Genomic DNA, 18,286 nt, shown 5'->3' on the forward strand with positions numbered 1-18,286 from the left:
TCCCGCACCTCACTCACTGGAGGTGCTCGATGAGTATCCCAAGTACAAGCCTCAGCGTACCGCTTACCACCCAACAGCAGCTCGAACTGAGCAGCGAACGCAAAGCCTTGCGCCGTGCTGCCACGGCCAGTTTCATGGGCAACTTTGTCGAGTGGTTCGACTACGCAGCCTACGGTTATCTGGCCACCATCATCGCCCTGACGTTTTTTCCGCAAACCGATGCGGCAACCGGGCTGTTGGCCACTTTCGCCGTGTTTGCGCTGTCGTTTGTCGTACGCCCCGTTGGCGGGCTGGTATGGGGCCATTTTGGCGATAAGTACGGGCGCCGCAGTGCGCTGTCCTGGTCAATTTTAATCATGACCGTGTCCACGTTTTGCATTGGCATCCTGCCCGGTTATGACTTGATCGGATTATGGGCCCCAGCATTGCTGTTGTTGATCCGGTTGGTGCAGGGTTTTTCGGCCTCGGGTGAATACGCTGGGGCCTCGGCGTTTCTGGCGGAGTACGCCCCTGAGGGGAAACGCGGGTTGTACACCAGCATCGTGCCCGCCAGCACCGCCGCCGGTCTGCTGTTCGGGGCAGTGTTTGTAGCGGCGTTACATGAATGGATGAGCGTCGAAACGCTTCACGAGTGGGGCTGGCGTTTGCCGTTTTTACTGGCTGCGCCGTTTGGATTGGTGGGGCGCTACATCCGTATGAGCTTGCAGGATTCGCCCAAGTTTCTGGAAATGGAGCAACGCCTGGAAGCCAAGGAATGTGCCACCCACGCGCCGATTCGTGAATTGCTGACGGTGCACCGGCGCAGCGTGATGATCGGTATTGGTGCGACGTGCCTGAACGCGGTGGCGTTCTACTTGTTGCTCAGCTACATGCCGACGTACCTGTCCACGGAAATGGGCATGAGCGAACGTGATTCCTTTATTGCCTCCACCGTGTCACTGGCGACTTATATCGGGTTGATCTTCCTGATGGGCAAACTCTCGGACCGTTTCGGGCGCAAGACCATGCTGGTGATGGCCTCCGTGTTGTTTCTCGGCTTGACGTTTCCACTGTTCAGCTTGTTGGGCAACAGTTCTTTGATCGTGATTCTGATGATTCAAATTGCCTTCGGCGCCATCCTGGCCATGAACGACGGCACTTTGCCGTGCTTTCTGGCTGAAATCTTCCCCACCCGTGTGCGCTTCAGCGGCTTTGCGTTCAGTTTCAACATTGCCAACGCGTTGTTTGGCGGCACGGCGCCCTTCATTGCAACCTGGCTCATTCACATGACGGGCAACAAAATGGCCCCGGCGTGGTATTTGCTGGCAGCGGCCGCCGTGGCCTTGGTGGCCATGCTCGCCAGCCGCGAAACAGCGCACAAAGCCCTTCAGGACTGAGCACATGAGCGAGCTTGCTCGCTCATGACGGTTCAGCGATTAATGCAGTGCAACCTGCTTGCGATCACCAATCGGCGACACCCCAAACAGTCGGCTGTAGCACTTGGAAAAGTGCGCGGCCGACACAAAACCGCAGGCCAGGGCGATGTCGCGCACTTGTGACTCGCTACGCAGCAACAGGCTGCGCGCCCGCGCCAGACGCAGCTCCAAATAGTACTGGCTGGGGGTGCGCTGCAAATGCTTGTGAAACAGGCGTTCCAGCTGGCGTATCGACACTTCGTTCAAGCGCGCCAGTTCTTCCAGGCTTACCGGTTCTTCCAGATTGGCTTCCATGATCGCCACCACTTGGCTGAGTTTGGGTTGCGAGGTCCCCAGCTTCTGGCGCAACGGCACGCGCTGTTGCTCCTGGGCACTGCGGGCCCGATCACACAGCAGCAACTCCGCCGCATGGGCTGCAATCTCCCGGCCGCCGGGTTCGCGGGCGATCAATTGCAAGGTCATGTCCATCGACGCGACGCCCCCCGAACAGGTGTAACGGTCGCGATCAAGCTCGAACAGTTGATTGGAAATGATGATCCCCGGGAAGTGGTCCTTGAGGGTTTCGATGTCTTCCCAGTGAATGGTGCAGCGATACCCCTTGAGCAACCCCGCACGGGCCAACCAGTAACTGCCCGTGCAAATGCCGCCCAGTACAACGTGCTCGTGCGCCAGTTTGCGCAGCCAATTGAGCAACGGACGACTGCTGAGGTGGGACACGATCGGATTGGCGCCTACCACCAGCAGGATGTCCAGCTTGGGGGCGTCTTGCATCGCGCAGTCCGGCAGAATGCGCATGCCATTGCTGGCGGTCACGGGTTCCAGGCCAGGGCCGATGATGAGGGTTCGAAACATGTCGCGGCGAGCAGCCATATTGGCCATGCGCAAGGTTTCAATCGTGGACGCAAAGCCAATGGTGGTGAAGTTTGGTATCACCAGTAAACCCACGGTTTTTGTGGGCGCATGACTGACCGCCGGATCTGCTACAGACCTTGCCATCTAACGTTTCCTCTTAACGATCCAGGACGCGTCTAGCGTCGGGGTTCCCGCAGCCCTCGCAGAACGTGCGCCATGACCGGGGCCGAGGCGTTTCTGCGCGAGGGGCGCAGTAAAGAGCAACAAAGCAATGCTCATGCCAGTGTGCCTGCATGATCCGGGTCAAGGGCGGCGGGTGCAAAAGCGGTTACAAGATCAGTGTGAGGAGTTCATAACAAAAAACGAGCACGGCCCGTGCCGAGGGGACCACCCCAAGCCGGTGCCTTAAAGGAATATCGCCATGGTTTTCAAGTTTGCGCGTCTGGCCACGGTCGGCCTGACGTTTCTTTACGCCTGCTACACGTCCGCCAGCGAGCCGATCCCGGCAACTGCCGCCGCTCAGCCTCCCGACCCCGATGTTGTGCAGCGCGGCCAGTACGTGGCGCAGCTCGGTGACTGTATTGCCTGCCACACCGCCAAGGGCGGGGCCGTCATGGCCGGTGGGCTGGAGCTGAAAACGCCCATGGGCACGATCTATTCCACCAACATCACGCCGGACCCCGAGACAGGGATTGGTCAGTACAGTTTTGAACAGTTTGACAACGTGATGCGTCAAGGCGTGACCCCGGCGGGCCAGAATCTCTACCCGGCCATGCCGTACCCGTCGTACGCCAAAATGAGTGATGACGACATGCGCGCGCTGTACGCGTACCTGTTGCAGGGCATGTCCCCCGTCAAACAGGCGAACCGTGAGTCCGACATGAGCTTCCCGTTCAATCAGCGCTGGGGCCTGACGCTGTGGAACTGGATGTTCGTCGACAACCAGCCGTTCACGCCTGACACATCCAGAAGCGAGGTCCTTAATCGCGGTGCCTACCTCGTTCAAGGGTTGGGGCATTGCGGATCGTGCCACACCCCGCGGGGGCTGGCGTTTCAGGAAAAAGCCCTCAGCGATGCGGGCAGCAGCGGCAAGCATTACCTGGCCGGGGAGACGGTTGAAGCCTGGCGGGCGTTGAGCTTGCGCAACCTGTGGACCGTAGAAGACACCGTGCAACTGCTCAAAACCGGGCAAAACCGTTTTGCGACGGTGTCAGGCAACATGGCGGACGTGATCCACCACAGCACCCAACATTTCAGCGAGGCGGACCTGACGGCGATTGCCAGTTACCTGAAGTCATTGCCCGCAGGCAAGGATGACTTGCCCATGCCGGCAGTGGCCCATGAGCCCGCCAAAGCGCCAGATACGCTGTTCACCACCCGGGGCGGCCTTGGTTACACGCAATTTTGCGCGGACTGCCATCGTCCGGACGGCGGCGGGGTCAAAGGCATGTTCCCACCGCTTAACGGCAACCCCGGCATCACGGCGGCCAACCCGACCTCCTTGCTGCATATCACCCTGACCGGCTGGCAAACCGCCGAGACTGCAACCCATCCGCGGGTCTGGACCATGCCCGGATTTGCCCGGCTGGCCGATGACGAGATTGCCGAGATCCTGAGTTTTGTACGCAGCAGTTGGGGCAATGACGCACCGGCGATCAACCCCGCGCAAGTGGCCAGCCTGCGCAAACAGTTGAACCCGGACACCGCGAACGCCTCGGCCTTTGTCACACCGCGCCTGGCCAACCTGCTGACAGCGTCGAATGCCGATCAAGTGGTGCGCGGCATGCGCCTGCACCTGCAAACCAAAGCCTTGTTACCGGACAACGTGGGCAATGCGCTGAACTGCACCAGTTGCCACTTGAACGCGGGCACGGTAGCGGACGGTTCGCCGTTTATTGGTGTCTCGGCATTCTTCCCCGGTTATGCGCCGCGCGCAGGCAAACAGATCACGCTGGAAGATCGCATCAATGGCTGTTTCCGTCGTTCCATGGACGGCAAGCCGCTGCCCGTGACATCCCCCGACATGCAGGCCATGGTCGCGTATTTTGACTGGATGAAAATGAACACGGCGCCCGGCGATAAGGTGGCGGGGCGAGGGGTGGGCAAGGTTGATCCGGCGATCCAGCCTGACCCTGCCAACGGCAAAGCGGTCTACGCCCAGCAATGCGCGGTGTGTCACGGCGATCAGGGCCAAGGTTTGAAACACGCTGACGGCAGCTTTATCTTCCCGCCGTTATGGGGCGAGGAGTCCTTCAACATCGGCGCCGGTATGGCGCGTACCTACACCGCTGCGGCGTTTGTCAAACGCAACATGCCGATTGGGTTCCATGAGCGGTTCCCGTTGGGGCAGGGTGGGTTGTCGGATCAGGACGCAGTGGATGTGGCGGAGTATTTCTCCCATCAGCCGCGGCCGGACTTCCCGGACAAGGTCAAGGACTGGCCTAATGGCGGCAAGCCTGCGGATGCGCGGTATTAAGCTCAACACGGCCTCACCCCGAGCCTCTTCCTCAGGAAGAGTGCCGGGGTGAAGCTGGAACGGTCACTCACACATGCGGGTTACCGTGTTTAACCTGCGGGCTGGCATATTGCGGTTTCAGCCCGCCCTGACTGTCGAGCAGCCACGCATCCATCACCTGGCGCACCACCGGCCCTGCAACACGGCCACCCGCTTCGCCGTTTTCGATCATTACCGAGATCACGATCTGCGGGTCTTCAGCCGGGGCAAACCCCACAAACAAGGCGTTGTCGCGGTTGCGTTCAGCGGTTTTCAAGCGGTTGTAACGCTCACCTTGCTTGATCGCCACCACTTGCGCCGTACCGCTCTTGCCGGCAATCCGGTATTGCGCGCCGGCTGCTGAAGCACGGGCGATACCCCGCGCATCGTGCATCACCAGTTGCATGGCATGGTTGACCTGGTCCCATTCTTTGGGGTCATGCAGCACGATATCGGGCATCGGGTGTTCATCCACCGGGGGCGCGCCGTCGATGGTGCGTGCCAGATGCGGGCGGTTCCACACACCTTTATTGGCAATCAGCGCAGTGGCCTGTGCCAGCTGCAAAGGCGTGACCTGCATGTAGCCCTGACCAATTCCCAAGATCACCGTTTCGCCCGGGAACCAGGCTTGGCGCCGGGTCGTGCGTTTCCATTCACGCGACGGCATGAGGCCAGACGATTCTTCGAACATATCCAGCGACACTTTCTGCCCCACGCCAAACATCGACAAATAGTCGTGCATGCGGTCAATGCCCAGTTTTGACGCGAGATCATAGAAGTACGTGTCGTTTGAACGCATGATTGCAGCATTCAAGTCCACCCAACCATCACCGCTGTGGTTCCAGTTGCGGTACTTGTGATCGACGTTCGGCAGTTGGAAATAGCCGGGGTCGAACACCCGGGTAGAGGCCGAAATCACACCACTGTCGAGTCCGGCGATAGCGACTTCAGGCTTGATGGTCGAGCCAGGCGCATACAGGCCGCGCAGTGCCCGGTTGAACAAGGGTTTGTCGATGGAATCGCGTAAACCGGAATAGTCTTTGGTGCTGATGCCGGTGACGAACAGGTTGGGGTCGAAACTTGGTTTGCTCACCATTGCCAACACTTCACCGGTTTTCGGGTCAATGGCGATGATCGAGCCTCGGCGGTCGCCAAGGGCTGCTTCGGCTGCTTGCTGCAACTTGATGTCGAGGCTGAGCACAATGTTCTTGCCAGGCACCGCATCGGTGTGGCGCAGCACCCGCATGACCCGACCCTGGGCATTGGTTTCGACTTCTTCAAAGCCGACTTTGCCGTGCAGCTCCGGTTCGTAAAAACGTTCAATACCTGTCTTGCCAATCGACTGCGTGCCCCGGTATTCGGTGGGGTCCAGTTGCTTGGTTTCTTTCTCGTTGATGCGCCCAACATAACCCACCGAATGCGCAAAATGATCGCCCTGAGGGTAGTGGCGGACAAACTGCGCCTCCACATCGATACCCGGCAAGCGGTACTGATTGACGGCCAGCAGCGCGATCTGTTCTTCCGTCAAGTCGTAAAGCAGGGTGGACGGGTCGAACGGGTGACGTGCCTGTTTCATCGCTTTGGCAAATACGGCGCGCTCTTCGTCGGGCAAATGCAGGATGCTGATCACTGAATCCAGCACCTTGCTGGTATCGCCCGCACGTTCGCGGGTCAGGGTCATGTTGAAACTGGGCTGGTTATCGGCAAGCAACACGCCATTGCGGTCATAGATAAAGCCGCGTTCGGGCGGGATCGGCAACACATGCACGCGGTTGTTTTCGGAAACAGTGGAGTTGTAGTCGAACTCGGTGACTTGCAGGAAATACATCCTGCCCACCAGCGCGCAACTGATCGCCAGTACCAATGCAGCGCACGCGATAAGTCTTTTATTGACCAGCCGTTTCTCGGTGTCGTGATCTTTGAGCGGGATCGGCTCGGGCATGGTTGGGGTGCCTCACATCAAAAAACGGAAATGCAGCCGCCTGCGCAAGGTGCGGCAGGCGGCGAAAAGTCGGCGCACACCTTACCAGCACGTTGGGTATTAATCCGCTTTGCAACATGAAACTCGACAGGCTGTGTGTACGGGCGCGCACCGCTGCCAGCCTACAGCCGAAAAACGGCGTGCCCCCGCAACAGCGTCAAGTCAATGCACGATTTGCGCAAGAAAGGCCTTGGCCCGGGGGCTTTTCGGTGCGTTGAAGAAGTCGTTGGGCGGCGAGTCTTCGATGATCATGCCGCCATCCAGGAACAACACGCGTTCGGCCACTTGCCGCGCAAACCCCATTTCGTGGGTCACGCAGAGCATGGTCATGCCGCTGCCCGCCAGGTTGACCATGACGTCGAGCACTTCACTGACCATTTCCGGGTCCAGCGCGGACGTCGGTTCGTCAAACAGCATGATTTTCGGTTCCATGCACAGGGCGCGGGCAATAGCGACGCGTTGCTGCTGGCCCCCCGATAATTGGCTGGGGTATTTATCGGCCTGGCTGGCAATGCCGACTTTGTTCAGGAAGTGCTGGGCCAGTTCAACCGCTTTTTTGCGCGACAGACCGCGTACTGACATGGGCGCCAGGATGCAGTTATCGAGCACGCTCATGTGGGGGAAGAGGTTGAAGTGCTGGAACACCATGCCGATTTCACTGCGCACCCTGGCGGCTTCACGGGTGGTGTGGGACAAGTCGGTGTTGTTGATCAGGATGCTGCCTTTTTCAGCGATTTCCAGCCGGTTGATGCAGCGGATCAAGGTGGACTTGCCTGAACCCGACGGGCCGCACAGGACGATGCGCTCGCCTTCGCGGACTTTCAGGTCGATGCCTTTGAGGACATGAAAGGCGCTGTAGTACTTGTTCAGGCCAGCGATGTCTACGACTACCTTTCGGGTGTCCGATGAGGGAGACACGGGCGTGTGAACGTAAGCAGGTTGTGCATGCATTGTGTGTCTCCAGTAATCAGTAAAAGCGCTCGGCGCTGTAGGGTGTCGGGTCGGTGAAGGGATATTCGCCGGTCATCATTTCTGCCAGCAGGCGTCCGCTCACGGGGCCAAGGGTGAGGCCGTGGTGGGCATGCCCAAAGTTGAACCACAGGCCTTTATGGCGCGAGGCCGGGCCAATCACGGGGCACATGTCCGGCAGGCAGGGGCGGCGGCCCAGCCACGGTTCGGCGTCCAGGCGCTCGCCCAGCGGGTAAAGGCGCCGGGCGCGTTCTTCGCAACGGCGCAGCTGGATTTCGTTGATCGGGTCATCGCTGTCGGCAAATTCGATGCCGGTGGTCAGGCGTATTCCGCCCACCATCGGCGCCAACACATAGCCGCCCACCGAATCCAGAATCGGGTGTTGCATGGTGTGGCCGTCTTTCGCGGCGTAGTGCATGTGGTAGCCGCGCTTGATTGCCAGCGGAATTGGGTAGCCAAGCGGTTCAAATATGTCCCGCGCTTGAGGCCCCAAAGTGACCACGGCTTCGTTGGCCACGATCAGCCCCTTATGGCTGTCAGCCTGCCACTGGCCGGCGGTCGGGCGCAGGCTGGTGGCGTCACCGATGACGAAGGTCCCGCCGCGCTTGATGAACAGTTCAGCGTAACCACGGGTCAGTCCGCCCGGATCGCTGACCGTTTTGGGGTCGAGCCAGTGAATACCGCCGATCACGTCCTCGTGCAAGCCCGGTTCCAGTGCATGCACCTCGGCCTGCCCGAGCACCCGGTAGTTGAGCGTGTATTCGAGCAATGCAGCGGCATCGCGCTGGGCTTTGTCGAAGTCGTCTCGGGTGCGGTAAACCTCTACCCAGCCGCTGTCTTTGATCAGGCCGGTCATGCCCGCAGGCCCGGCCAGCGCGTCGTGCTCGGTGACGCAGCGCTCGATCAGCGGCAACATGGCGCGGGTGGCCTTTGCCAGCCCTTTGGCCCCGGATTGGCGCCAATACTGCATCAGCCAGGGACCGGCCTTGGGCAGGTGCTTGAGGCTGTAGCGCACATCGGATTGTTGATTAAGGCCATAGCGCAGCAAGCGTGAGATTTCTCGCGGGAACGAGTAAGGAATCACGCTGGCACGTTCGATCAACCCGGCATTGCCGTGGCTGGTTCCGCAACCGGGCTGGGCCCGGTCAAGTAACACCACGTTGCGCCCTCGGGCCTGGAGTTGCAGCGCGGTACTGACGCCGACGATGCCGGCTCCCAGAACAATGGTGTCGCAATGCATAGTCAAATCCTTGAAACGGGGGGCCGTGTTTGCAGCCCGGACAATGGGCTTACTGCAAATGACGGCCGAGTCGACCTTCGATCAGTTTCAGGCTGCGGCGCACCACTTCCACGATCACCAGATACAGCACGGCGGCCCACAGGTAGACCTGAAAGTCGAAGCTGCGCGAGAACACCATTTTGGTCACGCCCATCAGGTCATAGATGGTGACAAGCGAGGCAATGGCGCTGGCTTTGATCATCAGGATCAGTTCGTTGCCCAGCGGGCCGATGGCCACCAACAGCGATTGCGGCAATACGATTTTGCGAAAGGTGGTCCAGCGCGACAGGTTCAAGGCTTTGCAGGCTTCACGCTGGCCCTGGGCTACGGACAGAATGGCGCCGCGCAGAATCTCGGCCTGGTAGGCCGCGGTGTTGAGGGTGAACGCCAGCAGGGTGCACAGCCAGGCGTCACGGAAGAACCACCAGAGCCCGACGTCTTGCCACACGCTTTTGAATGAGCCAAGCCCGTAGTACAGCAAGAACAGTTGCGCCAGCAGCGGTGAACCCCGGAAGAAGTACACGTAGGCACCGGTAAAACTGCGCAGAAAGCGGCTGTTCGACAGGCGACCCAAGGCAATCAACAAACCGAGCAGGGCGCCCAGGGTGAAGGAAATGCCCACCAGTTTGCAGGTCACCCACAAGCCGTCAATAAAGCGCGGGCCGTAGCGTTCCAGCAAGTCGGGGCTGAGCAACAGGTTTTGCAGGTCCGTCAGGCTCATGGCTGCACGCTCCGCTGATGACGATTGAAATGGCGCTCCAGGTAGGCAAACAGGCGGCCGGAAATCGCCGAGAAGAACAGGTAGATGAAACACGCCACGCTGTAGAACAACATCGGTTCCTTGGTCACGCTCACCGCCAGGTTGGTCTGACGCATCAAGTCGACCAGGGCGATGGTCGATACCAGCGAGGTGTCCTTGAGCAGTGACAGCCAGTTATTGGACAAACCGGGCAAGGCGATGCGCGCCAGTTGCGGCAGCACCACTTTGCGAAACGTTGTGAACGGCGAAAGGCCCAGCGCCGAGGCGGCTTCAAATTGACCTTTTGGAATGGTTTTAAAGGCACCCAGCCAGATTTCGCTGGAGAACGCTGCAAACACCAGGCTGAAGGCAATCATCGCCGCCACGAAGGTGTTGATTGTGAACTGCGTGTCGTACCCCATCAGCGCAAGGATTTTTTGCGCGGCGATCTGGCAGCCGTAGTAAATGATCAACAGCGTGAGCAGTTCCGGCAGCCCGCGAAACACGGTGGAAAATGTCGTCGCCCAAGCGCGCATCCAGCGATTTTTGGAGCGCGCGGCCACCGCCACGAACAGGCCCAGTGGTAAACCGATGGGCAGGCAGCTCAACGCCAGGGCGATGGTGACCAGCGACCCGGCGAGCAGCGCCGAGCCCCAGCCGCCACTGGCAAAGGAAAGCAATGAAAGTTGATCGAGCATGCTCCAGTCCCCGGACAAATTCGGGCCGATATTGAGCCGCTGCGCACACTGGGCGCGCAGGGCAAGGCGTTAGGCAGGCTGCCCTCAAACGAGGGCGGACAGGTTAATAAATGTCGAAGTCGAAGTACTTGCTGGAGATCTTTTTGTAGGTGCCGTCAGCGACGATCTCGTCCAGCGCCTTGTTGAAGCGCTCGCGCAAGGCGTTGTCTTCTTTGCGCACGGCAATCGCGGCGTCGGCCAGCGTGCCGTTAACGTCGCCAATGATCTTGCAGCAGTCCTTGCCGGTTTTATTGACCCATTCCAGCAACGGGAATTTGTCCGCAATCACCACATCGACCCGCTCATTGGCCAGTTCACTGTTGGCTTCGTCGAGGGTCGGATACAACTTCAGGTCGGCGTCCTTGTAATGCTCTTCGGCATAAATGCTCTGTGTCGCGGCGCTTTGCGCACCGACGGTTTTGCCTTTGAAGTCACTTTGCGCATCGGTGATGTCCGAATCTTTCGGGACGGCAATTGACAGCGGGGTGCGGTAGTAATGATTGGTGAACGCGATTTTTTGCTTGCGCTCATCGTTGACGATCATCGACGCCACAATCGCGTCGTATTTTTTCGCCATCAGGCCGGCAATGATGCCGTCCCAGTCCTGTGCCACCAGGGTGCAGTCGGCTTTCATGCGTTCGCAGACGGCCATCGTGATGTCGACGTCAAAGCCATGCAGCTTGTTGTCCGAGTCCACGTAGTTAAATGGAGGGTAGGCGCCTTCCGTGGCGATTGTCAGTTTGTCGGCCTGAGCGTTGGACGCTACGGCTACAACCATTGCACATGCACTTGCAAAGCGAATGACGTTTTTCATCTAGCACCTCGTTTTATTGTTTTGTGCCGGGTGAGGAGGTGTAGCCCACGAACTCGTTGTGCAAGGCCGCGGTTGCCTCAAGACGTTTTTCGACGTCCGGTCCCAGTTGTTTGCAGACTTCATTAATCAACAGGTGCACCAGCGACAGCATGGCCGCCGTGGATTCCCAGAACAGGTTGAATTCGGTCGGTACGCGAAACACTTCATCGGCGTACTGGTCGGCCCAGTCGCAGAAGGTGTCCGTGACCAGCGTCACCGGGATACCGGCTTCGCGGGCCTTGCGGCACAGGTGCTGGGCGTGGCGCGAATAACGCCGTGCCTCGAATATCACCAGTGCACAGTCGTTGTCGGGGCATAACAGGACATCGGCGTAATGCCCGGCCGCACCGTCCACCAGGTGCACGCCGTCGCGGAGGTATTGCAGCAAATGCACCATCGAGGCCGCGATGCCGCGCTCGGTTTGAAAACCGGCGACAAACACTTTGCGGCGTGTGGCCAGGCGCTGACTGACGGTTTGCCACGCGGGGGTCAGGCTGTATTCGTAGACCTTGACCAGTGCACCGACTTCCAGCTCGAAGCTGCGCGGGAGCGCCTGCGGGCTTTGGCTTGATTGTTGGCGGAATTCTTGCAGGCGATCACCGACCAGCCAGGGGCCATCCCCCAGGTCGTCTTTAAGGTCGTTTTTCAGTTCTTTGAAATGGCTGTAACCCAGCGCCCGGCAAAAACGCCCGACACTGGACTCGCTGACACCCAGCTTGCCGGCAATGTCAGCAGCCGTTTGAAAAGGCAGCTCGTAGAGGTTGGCCAGCATGTAACTGGCAATCGCCCGACCCGATGGGGCGGCGGTTGACAGGCTGCTTTCGAGGCGTTGTTTGATCGACTGACTCACGGCTGCTGTTCCTGTTTTTATTTCAGCGCGTTGCAGAAAGTGAATGTTTTCTGTCATTAAGTCAACAATTGACAGATATCTGTCATCGCCGGATAGTTACCCACGACAATAACAACGAGATTGGAGCACACCGCATGTCTCAGTCCGACGCTTCCCCGCAGGCCGTTGAATCGCTGTCACTGGATCAATTGACCGCCTTGCTGCAACAGATTTTTGAGCGCCACGGCACCTCTGGCACCGTGGCCAGGGTGCTGGCTGATAACTGCGCACGAGCCCAGCGCGACGGTTCCTACAGCCACGGTGTGTTCCGCATTCCTGGCTATTTGTCTTCGCTGGCCAGTAATTGGGTCGATGGGCAGGCAACCCCCAAGGTTGAAGATGTCGCGTCGGGTTTTATCCGGGTGGATGCGGCCAATGGCTTCGCTCAACCGGCATTGGCCGCCGCTCGCTCCTTGCTGGTCGAAAAAGCCCGCAGCGCCGGAATTGCGGTACTGGCCATTCGCAACTCGCACCATTTTGCGGCGCTTTGGCCGGACGTTGAGCCGTTCGCTGAAGAGGGGCTGGTGGCATTGAGCGTGGTCAACAGCATGACGTGCGTAGTGCCCCATGGCGCGCAAAAACCCTTGTTTGGCACCAACCCGATTGCCTTCGCCGCGCCCCGGGCCGATGACCATCCCATTGTCTTTGATCTGGCCACCAGCGCCATTGCTCATGGCGATGTGCAAATTGCGGCGCGTAAAGGCCACGACCTGCCGGCGGGTATGGGTGTTGATCGCCTGGGTGAGCCCACGCAGGACCCGAAGGCCATTCTCGACGGCGGGGCCTTGCTGCCGTTTGGCGGGCATAAAGGCTCGGCGCTGTCGATGATGGTGGAGTTGCTCGCGGCGGCGTTGACCGGCGGCAATTTCTCGTTCGAGTTTGACTGGTCTAAACACCCCGGCGCGCAAACGCCATGGACCGGCCAGTTACTGATCGTGATTGACCCGAGCAAATCCGGGGGCAACAGTTTTGCCGGGCGCAGCGCTGAACTGGTGCGCCAGATGCACGCGGCAGGCCTTGAGCGGCTGCCCGGCGATCGTCGGTTCAAGACGCGCGCCCAGTCGCTCAAGCAAGGCATACCGCTGGCTGTGGAGGAACTCGCCAGGTTGCAGGCATTGGCGCAGTAACTACCCGTCACGTGTTCGAGGTAACGAGGTTGCTGGCTTGAGGCAGCCTCATGCCTGGAATCAGGAAAACAACTGGCGTATCAGATTGGGCGTGCAACCGGTCCAGCGCTTGAGCGAGCGCCGGAAGTTGGCCGGGTCGCTGAAATTCAGGTAGCGCGCCACGTCTTCGTTGCTCATTCCTTTGATTTGATACAGGTACAGCGCCATGTGTTTGCGCGCTTGATCCTGTTGCGCCTGAAAGTGTGTGCCGTGTTTATTCAGTTTGCGTTTGAGGGTGGCCTGGCTCATGCCCAGGGTTTGGGCGGTGAGTTCCAGGCTCGGCGCACGGTGCGCGTTTTCGCGCAAATACACGTATAAACGGTCAAGCAAACTGGTGCTGAACCCCAGGCCGTCGAGTTCGCGCTGCGCGTGTTGCAACGCCACTTGCCGTGCAATGGCCGAGGCGTTGGGCCATGGCCGGGTGAGGCACTCCCGGGGGATGCGCATCATGTCCAACTGGCAGCCAAACTGGCTGTTCTCGCCCAGATGCACCCAGTATTGCTCTACATAGCGGGGTTCGGCATGGTTGAAGCGGCATTCCCAGGGCAGCCGTTCGCCACTGAGCCACTGACTCATGGCCACTAGCGCCGTCATGCTGGCTTCCAGCACAAACCGTGCTTGCTCCTGGGCGCCGCTGCTGTCGAGCCAATACACATAGGCGTAGTGATCGTCGAGTATCAGTCGCGGCGTCAGCAGCGGGCTGAGCAGGGCGCGATGGTGGATTACGGTTTCAAGCGCTTGATGCAGATTGGGCGCCTGTTGCAGGGCGTGGCTGGCAGGCCCGTAATGCCCCGGCAACAAGCGCTGGCCGAACAGAAAACTGCTGTCGTCAGCGTCCAGCAGGCGACGGGCATTGCCGATCAGGCTGAAAAACTGCTGCGGGCTGACACAGGTCGTGCCTGCCAGAACGTCTTCGTAAAACAGCCCGGTGCCGCGTAGCAGACGATGGCTGTCGATGTCCCGCGACAGTGCCAGATCAATCAGCGTTGCGGGCTGGTAATGCCCAGGTATAAAACGCGTGTCGGCTTCGTACCATCCGCCGGGCCGGCTCATGCGCGCTTGATCCTCGGTGGTTTGGCGCGGGCCAGTGCCAGGTTCAGGCGTTTGAGCAGGGCGTCCGGTGTTTCGTCGACCGCCATTACCACCGCAGTGCTCGCGCACAGGTAGACCCGTTCGCCCTGTAAACGGGTTTTATGCGCCAGACTTTGCACTGCCTGCTCCATTTCCAGTGCCAGCAGGCGCCCCTGACTTTCGCCGGTATTGGGCAATACCATCACAAAGCGATCCCCGGCCAGACGGCACAGCAGGTCGTGACGGCGCAGGTTGAGCAGCAACAATTGGCTGATGGCTTGCAGCACGGCGTCGCCTTCAGCGTGGCCGTATTGCTGATTGATCGCGGCGAAGTGGTCGAGGTCGAGCGCCAGCAGCGACAATGGCTGCTGGTGCTCAAGGCTTTGGCTCAGGCAGTCGTTGACCTGACGCTTGAGGTAATCGGCGCCACCCAGCGGCGTCAGCTTGTCAAACAGGCGATGTTCCCGGAATACCCGCTCGCGTTTCTCCATTTGCTGGCTGATGGCCAACTGTTCGCGGTGCCAGTGGAACAGGCCGATGGTCAACAGGACCATGCCCACCGGCATCGGTGCTGACTCCAGCCAGTGATCCCAGCCGATGTGTTTGGGCAGGCGGATAAACTCGTCGAGCACATCGATCCACCACGAGAAAAACATGAAGCACAAACCGCTGGCCAGGTAGTTGGTGACACGTCCGGCAGGACGGCTTTTGAGTACCAGTGCGAGCCAGAACAGCATGAACAGCGCCGTCCCGCCTTCGCCGAGGATGTCCAGCCATTGCCACTCACTGACCGGTTTTGCGGTGCCGAAAGCCAGGTTGAGCAGCAAGCCGATGTTGGCCCCCAGCACCAGCAAGGTGAGTTTCCAGCGATGGTGTTTAAGCACGTTTAACCCGCTCATATGTGTTCTACCAAAACGTAGTGCCGGTCAGCAGACCAGAGCAATGTGACAACGGTATGACGGGTGCGCCGGGTCGAATCAGCTCAGAGGTGTTGCAAGAAATTTCTTTAAACAACAGCGTTTGCAGTGGCTGTCGAGCCGCGCGCGGGTGGCGCCGTTAGTGTGATGAGGTCAGCACAGGGGCTTGGCCTTGACCGCAGCCTCGTACCTGAACAGCAACACCGCACCGCGTGAGGTCAAATCAGCTCATTTCGTCACTCATCTGCGCCCAAACCCGCTGATTTCGGGGTGTTGCGCCACCCCCTGTCACAGCACTGTCATTCGCGGTGCCTAGTTTTCGCTACCAATTGCCGGGCCACTTGCCCGGCCGGTCGCGGGACGCTGGGGGAGCACAAGCATGTACAAGTGTCGCAGTAAGGCACAGTGGTTCGGGTTTACAGTCAGTGCGCTGGCTATAGCGATTGCCAGTGAACGCCTGAGCGCAGCCGACGCGGCTGCCACAGGTGCTACTGAGCATGTGGAAGTGGTCGGGCAGGCCGCGAGCATCGATCAGGCGCTCAAGGAACAACGTCACTCGGACAACATCGAGAGCGTGGTGCACGCCGACGGCGTGGCGCAGTTGCCCGACGCCAACGTCGCTGAAGCCGTGCAGCGCTTGCCGGGCATCAGTGTCGAGCGCGATCAGGGGGAAGGGCGTTTTGTCAGCGTGCGCGGTCTGGGGCCAGACCTCAACAGCGTGACCATTAACGGCACGCTTGTGCCTTCGCCGGAGAGCGCGCGCCGGGCGGTGGCGCTGGATGTACTGCCATCCGAACTGGTGCAATCGCTGTCAGTGATCAAAACCCTGACCCCGGACATGGATGCCAACTCGTTGGGCGGCACGGTGGACGTACAAAGCCTGTCGGCGTTCGACCACAAAGGGCTGTTTTACACCGGCAGCAGTGAGGCCGGTTATAACAAGAACACCCACCAGACCAGTCCCGAGTTTTCGGGGGCGATCAGTGATCGTTTCAGTCTGGGTGACGGCATTGATAACTTCGGTGTGGCCGCTGCCCTGAGCTGGAACAAACGGGACTTTGGTTCGGATAACGTCGAAACCGGCGGCGCATGGGACTTCAACAACGGCGCCCGGCTCAACAGCTTCGAGCAGCGCGTGTACGACATCAGCCGTGAACGCACCGGCGGCGGGTTGAACTTCGACTACAAGCCCGATGACGACACCCAACTGTACCTGCGCACGCTTTACAGTCGTTTCAAGGACACTGAAACCCGTAACGCCACCAGCATCGAATTCGACAAACCACAGGCGGCGGGTGAGTTGGGCAAGGCCAAAGCCAAGCGCAAGCTCAAGCAGCGCGAAGAAACCCAGGAAATTCAGTCTTACGTGTTCGGTGGCGAACGCATGATGGGCTTATGGACCCTCAGCGGGCAGGCGGGTTACAGCACGTCCAGTGAAGACAGTCCGGGGCACATCGCGGGCGCCACGTTCAAAGGCAACTCCAGCTTCCCCGACAGCGGCTTTTACGGCACTGAAAAGCCGCGGCCGATTATTGGCACAGGGTTTTATGACCCGTCCAACTTCACCCTCGACAAAGTCGACTGGGAAGAGCAGGACACCCGGGACACCGAGAAAAACCTTCGCCTCGATCTGGCCCGTGACTACGACGTTCAGGGGTATGCCTCGCAGGTCAAGTTTGGCGGCAAGGTCAGCCGCCGCCACAAGGACAATGACCTCAATGCCTGGGTTTACAAAGATTTCGATGACGCCGGTTTTAACGACGCGCAGTTGAACTTGACCCAGTTCGACAAGGGCAATGTGCATTATCAACTGGGCCAGTTCGGTCCTGGCATCAGCGGGGGGGCGATCAAAGACCTGATTGGCGGCCTTAACCCCGGCGATTACTACGATGCACAGGAGTCGCGGGCCAATGACTTCAGCATGCGCGAAGACATCAACGCCGGGTACGTGATGAACACCCTCGATATTGACGATTGGCGTTTTATCGCCGGCATGCGCTACGAGGGCACGCAATTCGAAGCCAAAGGCACGGGCGTGCGCGATGGTGCCTTTGAAGCGCAGGACACAAAACGCGATTACCACCACTGGTTACCGGGGCTGCACGCACGCTATCAACTGGATAAAAACACCCAGTTACGGGCCGCATGGACTAATGCTGTGGTACGCCCGACCTTCGGCCAACTGGCGCCGGGGTTTGTGATCGAGGATGACGAAGCCAGTTTCGGCAACCCGAACCTCAAGCCGCTGGAATCGAGCAACTTCGACCTCGGCATCGAGCATTACATGGGGCAGGCGGGCACGGTGTCGGCGTTCCTCTTCTATAAAGACATCAAGAACTTTGTCTACAACAACGACCTGGCGGGCAGTGGTGAGTGGGCCGACTTCACGCAAGCGCACACCTACGCCAATGGCGACAGCGCCAAGCTGTACGGACTGGAGTTGGCCTATTCGCAGAAGTTTGACTGGCTGCCTGCGCCGTGGAATGGCCTGTTGCTCGGCGCCAACACCACCTTCAGCCGCTCCAGCGCCAGCATTGAAGGGTTCGATCAGGCCGCCGGGCTAAACCGCAAACGCGACATCGACTTGCCCAACCAGTCCGACACCGTGGGCAACCTGATGCTCGGGTGGGAGGACGACGCGCTCAGCTTGCGCCTGTCTGCCAACTACAAGTCGCAGTACCTCTATGAACTGGCGGGGATCAGTGACAAAGCCCACGACCTGCATGTCGATGCGCAAACCTTTGTCGATTTCAGTGCCCGTTATTCGCTGACCAAAAACCTGCAAGTCAGCTTTGAGGCGCAGAACCTCACCGACCAGCCTTACTTCGTCTACAGCGGCAACCGTCGTTACAACAACCAGTACGAAGAGTATGGGCCGACCTATTCGCTGGGCCTGACGTTCACCCATTTTTAAAGGCGGCCCG

At 59.5% G+C, this 18,286-nt stretch carries 14 protein-coding genes; 4 read left to right on the plus strand and 10 right to left on the minus strand.

Annotation, left to right across the window (positions count from 1 at the left end):
* The first annotated feature begins 29 nt into the window (after window positions 1–29).
* Window positions 30–1,376: an MFS transporter gene (locus HBN68_RS03495; RefSeq protein ID WP_169962668.1), complete on the plus strand. Its 1,347-nt coding sequence runs from the start codon at window positions 30–32 to the stop codon at window positions 1,374–1,376.
* A 39-nt stretch (window positions 1,377–1,415) separates the two neighbouring features.
* Here HBN68_RS03495 and HBN68_RS03500 read toward each other — a convergent pair whose 3' ends face one another.
* Complete coding sequence (locus HBN68_RS03500) at window positions 1,416–2,411, minus strand: GlxA family transcriptional regulator (protein ID WP_094994359.1); 996 nt, start codon at window positions 2,409–2,411, stop codon at window positions 1,416–1,418.
* A 277-nt stretch (window positions 2,412–2,688) separates the two neighbouring features.
* Here HBN68_RS03500 and HBN68_RS03505 point away from each other — a divergent pair, with 277 nt between their 5' ends.
* Window positions 2,689–4,743, plus strand: a complete 2,055-nt coding sequence (locus HBN68_RS03505) for a c-type cytochrome (protein WP_169962670.1) — start codon at window positions 2,689–2,691, stop codon at window positions 4,741–4,743.
* Window positions 4,744–4,810: 67 nt separating this feature from the next.
* Here HBN68_RS03505 and mrdA read toward each other — a convergent pair whose 3' ends face one another.
* The 7 genes from mrdA to HBN68_RS03540 all read right to left on the minus strand — a co-directional run bounded on the left by mrdA (window position 4,811) and on the right by HBN68_RS03540 (window position 12,169).
* Window positions 4,811–6,703, minus strand: a complete 1,893-nt coding sequence (mrdA, locus tag HBN68_RS03510; RefSeq protein ID WP_169962672.1) for a penicillin-binding protein 2 — start codon at window positions 6,701–6,703, stop codon at window positions 4,811–4,813.
* A gap of 201 nt (window positions 6,704–6,904) precedes the next feature.
* The gene (locus tag HBN68_RS03515) at window positions 6,905–7,693 is read right to left on the minus strand and encodes an amino acid ABC transporter ATP-binding protein (RefSeq protein ID WP_094994356.1); all 789 of its coding nucleotides are present in this window, start codon (window positions 7,691–7,693) and stop codon (window positions 6,905–6,907) included.
* A gap of 16 nt (window positions 7,694–7,709) precedes the next feature.
* Complete coding sequence (locus HBN68_RS03520; RefSeq protein ID WP_094994355.1) at window positions 7,710–8,951, minus strand: FAD-binding oxidoreductase; 1,242 nt, start codon at window positions 8,949–8,951, stop codon at window positions 7,710–7,712.
* Window positions 8,952–9,000: 49 nt separating this feature from the next.
* Window positions 9,001–9,711 (minus strand): ABC transporter permease subunit, encoded by a 711-nt coding sequence (locus HBN68_RS03525; RefSeq protein ID WP_094994354.1) that lies wholly within the window; start codon window positions 9,709–9,711, stop codon window positions 9,001–9,003.
* Window positions 9,708–10,427: an ABC transporter permease subunit gene (locus HBN68_RS03530; protein ID WP_094994353.1), complete on the minus strand. Its 720-nt coding sequence runs from the start codon at window positions 10,425–10,427 to the stop codon at window positions 9,708–9,710. Before HBN68_RS03530 ends, HBN68_RS03525 begins: the two co-directional genes overlap by 4 nt.
* A 103-nt stretch (window positions 10,428–10,530) precedes the next feature.
* Complete coding sequence (locus tag HBN68_RS03535; RefSeq protein WP_094994352.1) at window positions 10,531–11,280, minus strand: transporter substrate-binding domain-containing protein; 750 nt, start codon at window positions 11,278–11,280, stop codon at window positions 10,531–10,533.
* Window positions 11,281–11,293: 13 nt separating this feature from the next.
* Window positions 11,294–12,169, minus strand: a complete 876-nt coding sequence (locus HBN68_RS03540) for a MurR/RpiR family transcriptional regulator (RefSeq protein WP_169962674.1) — start codon at window positions 12,167–12,169, stop codon at window positions 11,294–11,296.
* 134 nt (window positions 12,170–12,303) lie between these two features.
* On the opposite strand from HBN68_RS03540, the gene HBN68_RS03545 reads away from it, so the two are divergent.
* Window positions 12,304–13,335, plus strand: a complete 1,032-nt coding sequence (locus tag HBN68_RS03545; protein ID WP_094994350.1) for an Ldh family oxidoreductase — start codon at window positions 12,304–12,306, stop codon at window positions 13,333–13,335.
* 60 nt (window positions 13,336–13,395) lie between these two features.
* Here HBN68_RS03545 and HBN68_RS03550 read toward each other — a convergent pair whose 3' ends face one another.
* Window positions 13,396–14,427, minus strand: coding sequence for an AraC family transcriptional regulator (locus HBN68_RS03550; RefSeq protein WP_094994349.1), 1,032 nt, complete (start codon window positions 14,425–14,427; stop codon window positions 13,396–13,398).
* Window positions 14,424–15,344 carry a GGDEF domain-containing protein gene (locus HBN68_RS03555; RefSeq protein ID WP_169962676.1) on the minus strand — a complete coding sequence of 307 codons (921 nt, stop codon included), beginning with the start codon at window positions 15,342–15,344 and terminating at the stop codon, window positions 14,424–14,426. The genes HBN68_RS03550 and HBN68_RS03555 overlap by 4 nt, the downstream gene beginning before the upstream one ends.
* 397 nt (window positions 15,345–15,741) lie before the next feature.
* Here HBN68_RS03555 and HBN68_RS03560 point away from each other — a divergent pair, with 397 nt between their 5' ends.
* Window positions 15,742–18,276 carry a TonB-dependent receptor gene (locus HBN68_RS03560; protein ID WP_169962679.1) on the plus strand — a complete coding sequence of 845 codons (2,535 nt, stop codon included), beginning with the start codon at window positions 15,742–15,744 and terminating at the stop codon, window positions 18,274–18,276.
* Window positions 18,277–18,286: the final 10 nt, after the last annotated feature.

This window comes from Pseudomonas sp. WS 5078 (assembly GCF_012985745.1).
Classification (GTDB): Bacteria; Pseudomonadota; Gammaproteobacteria; order Pseudomonadales; family Pseudomonadaceae; genus Aquipseudomonas; species Aquipseudomonas lundensis_A.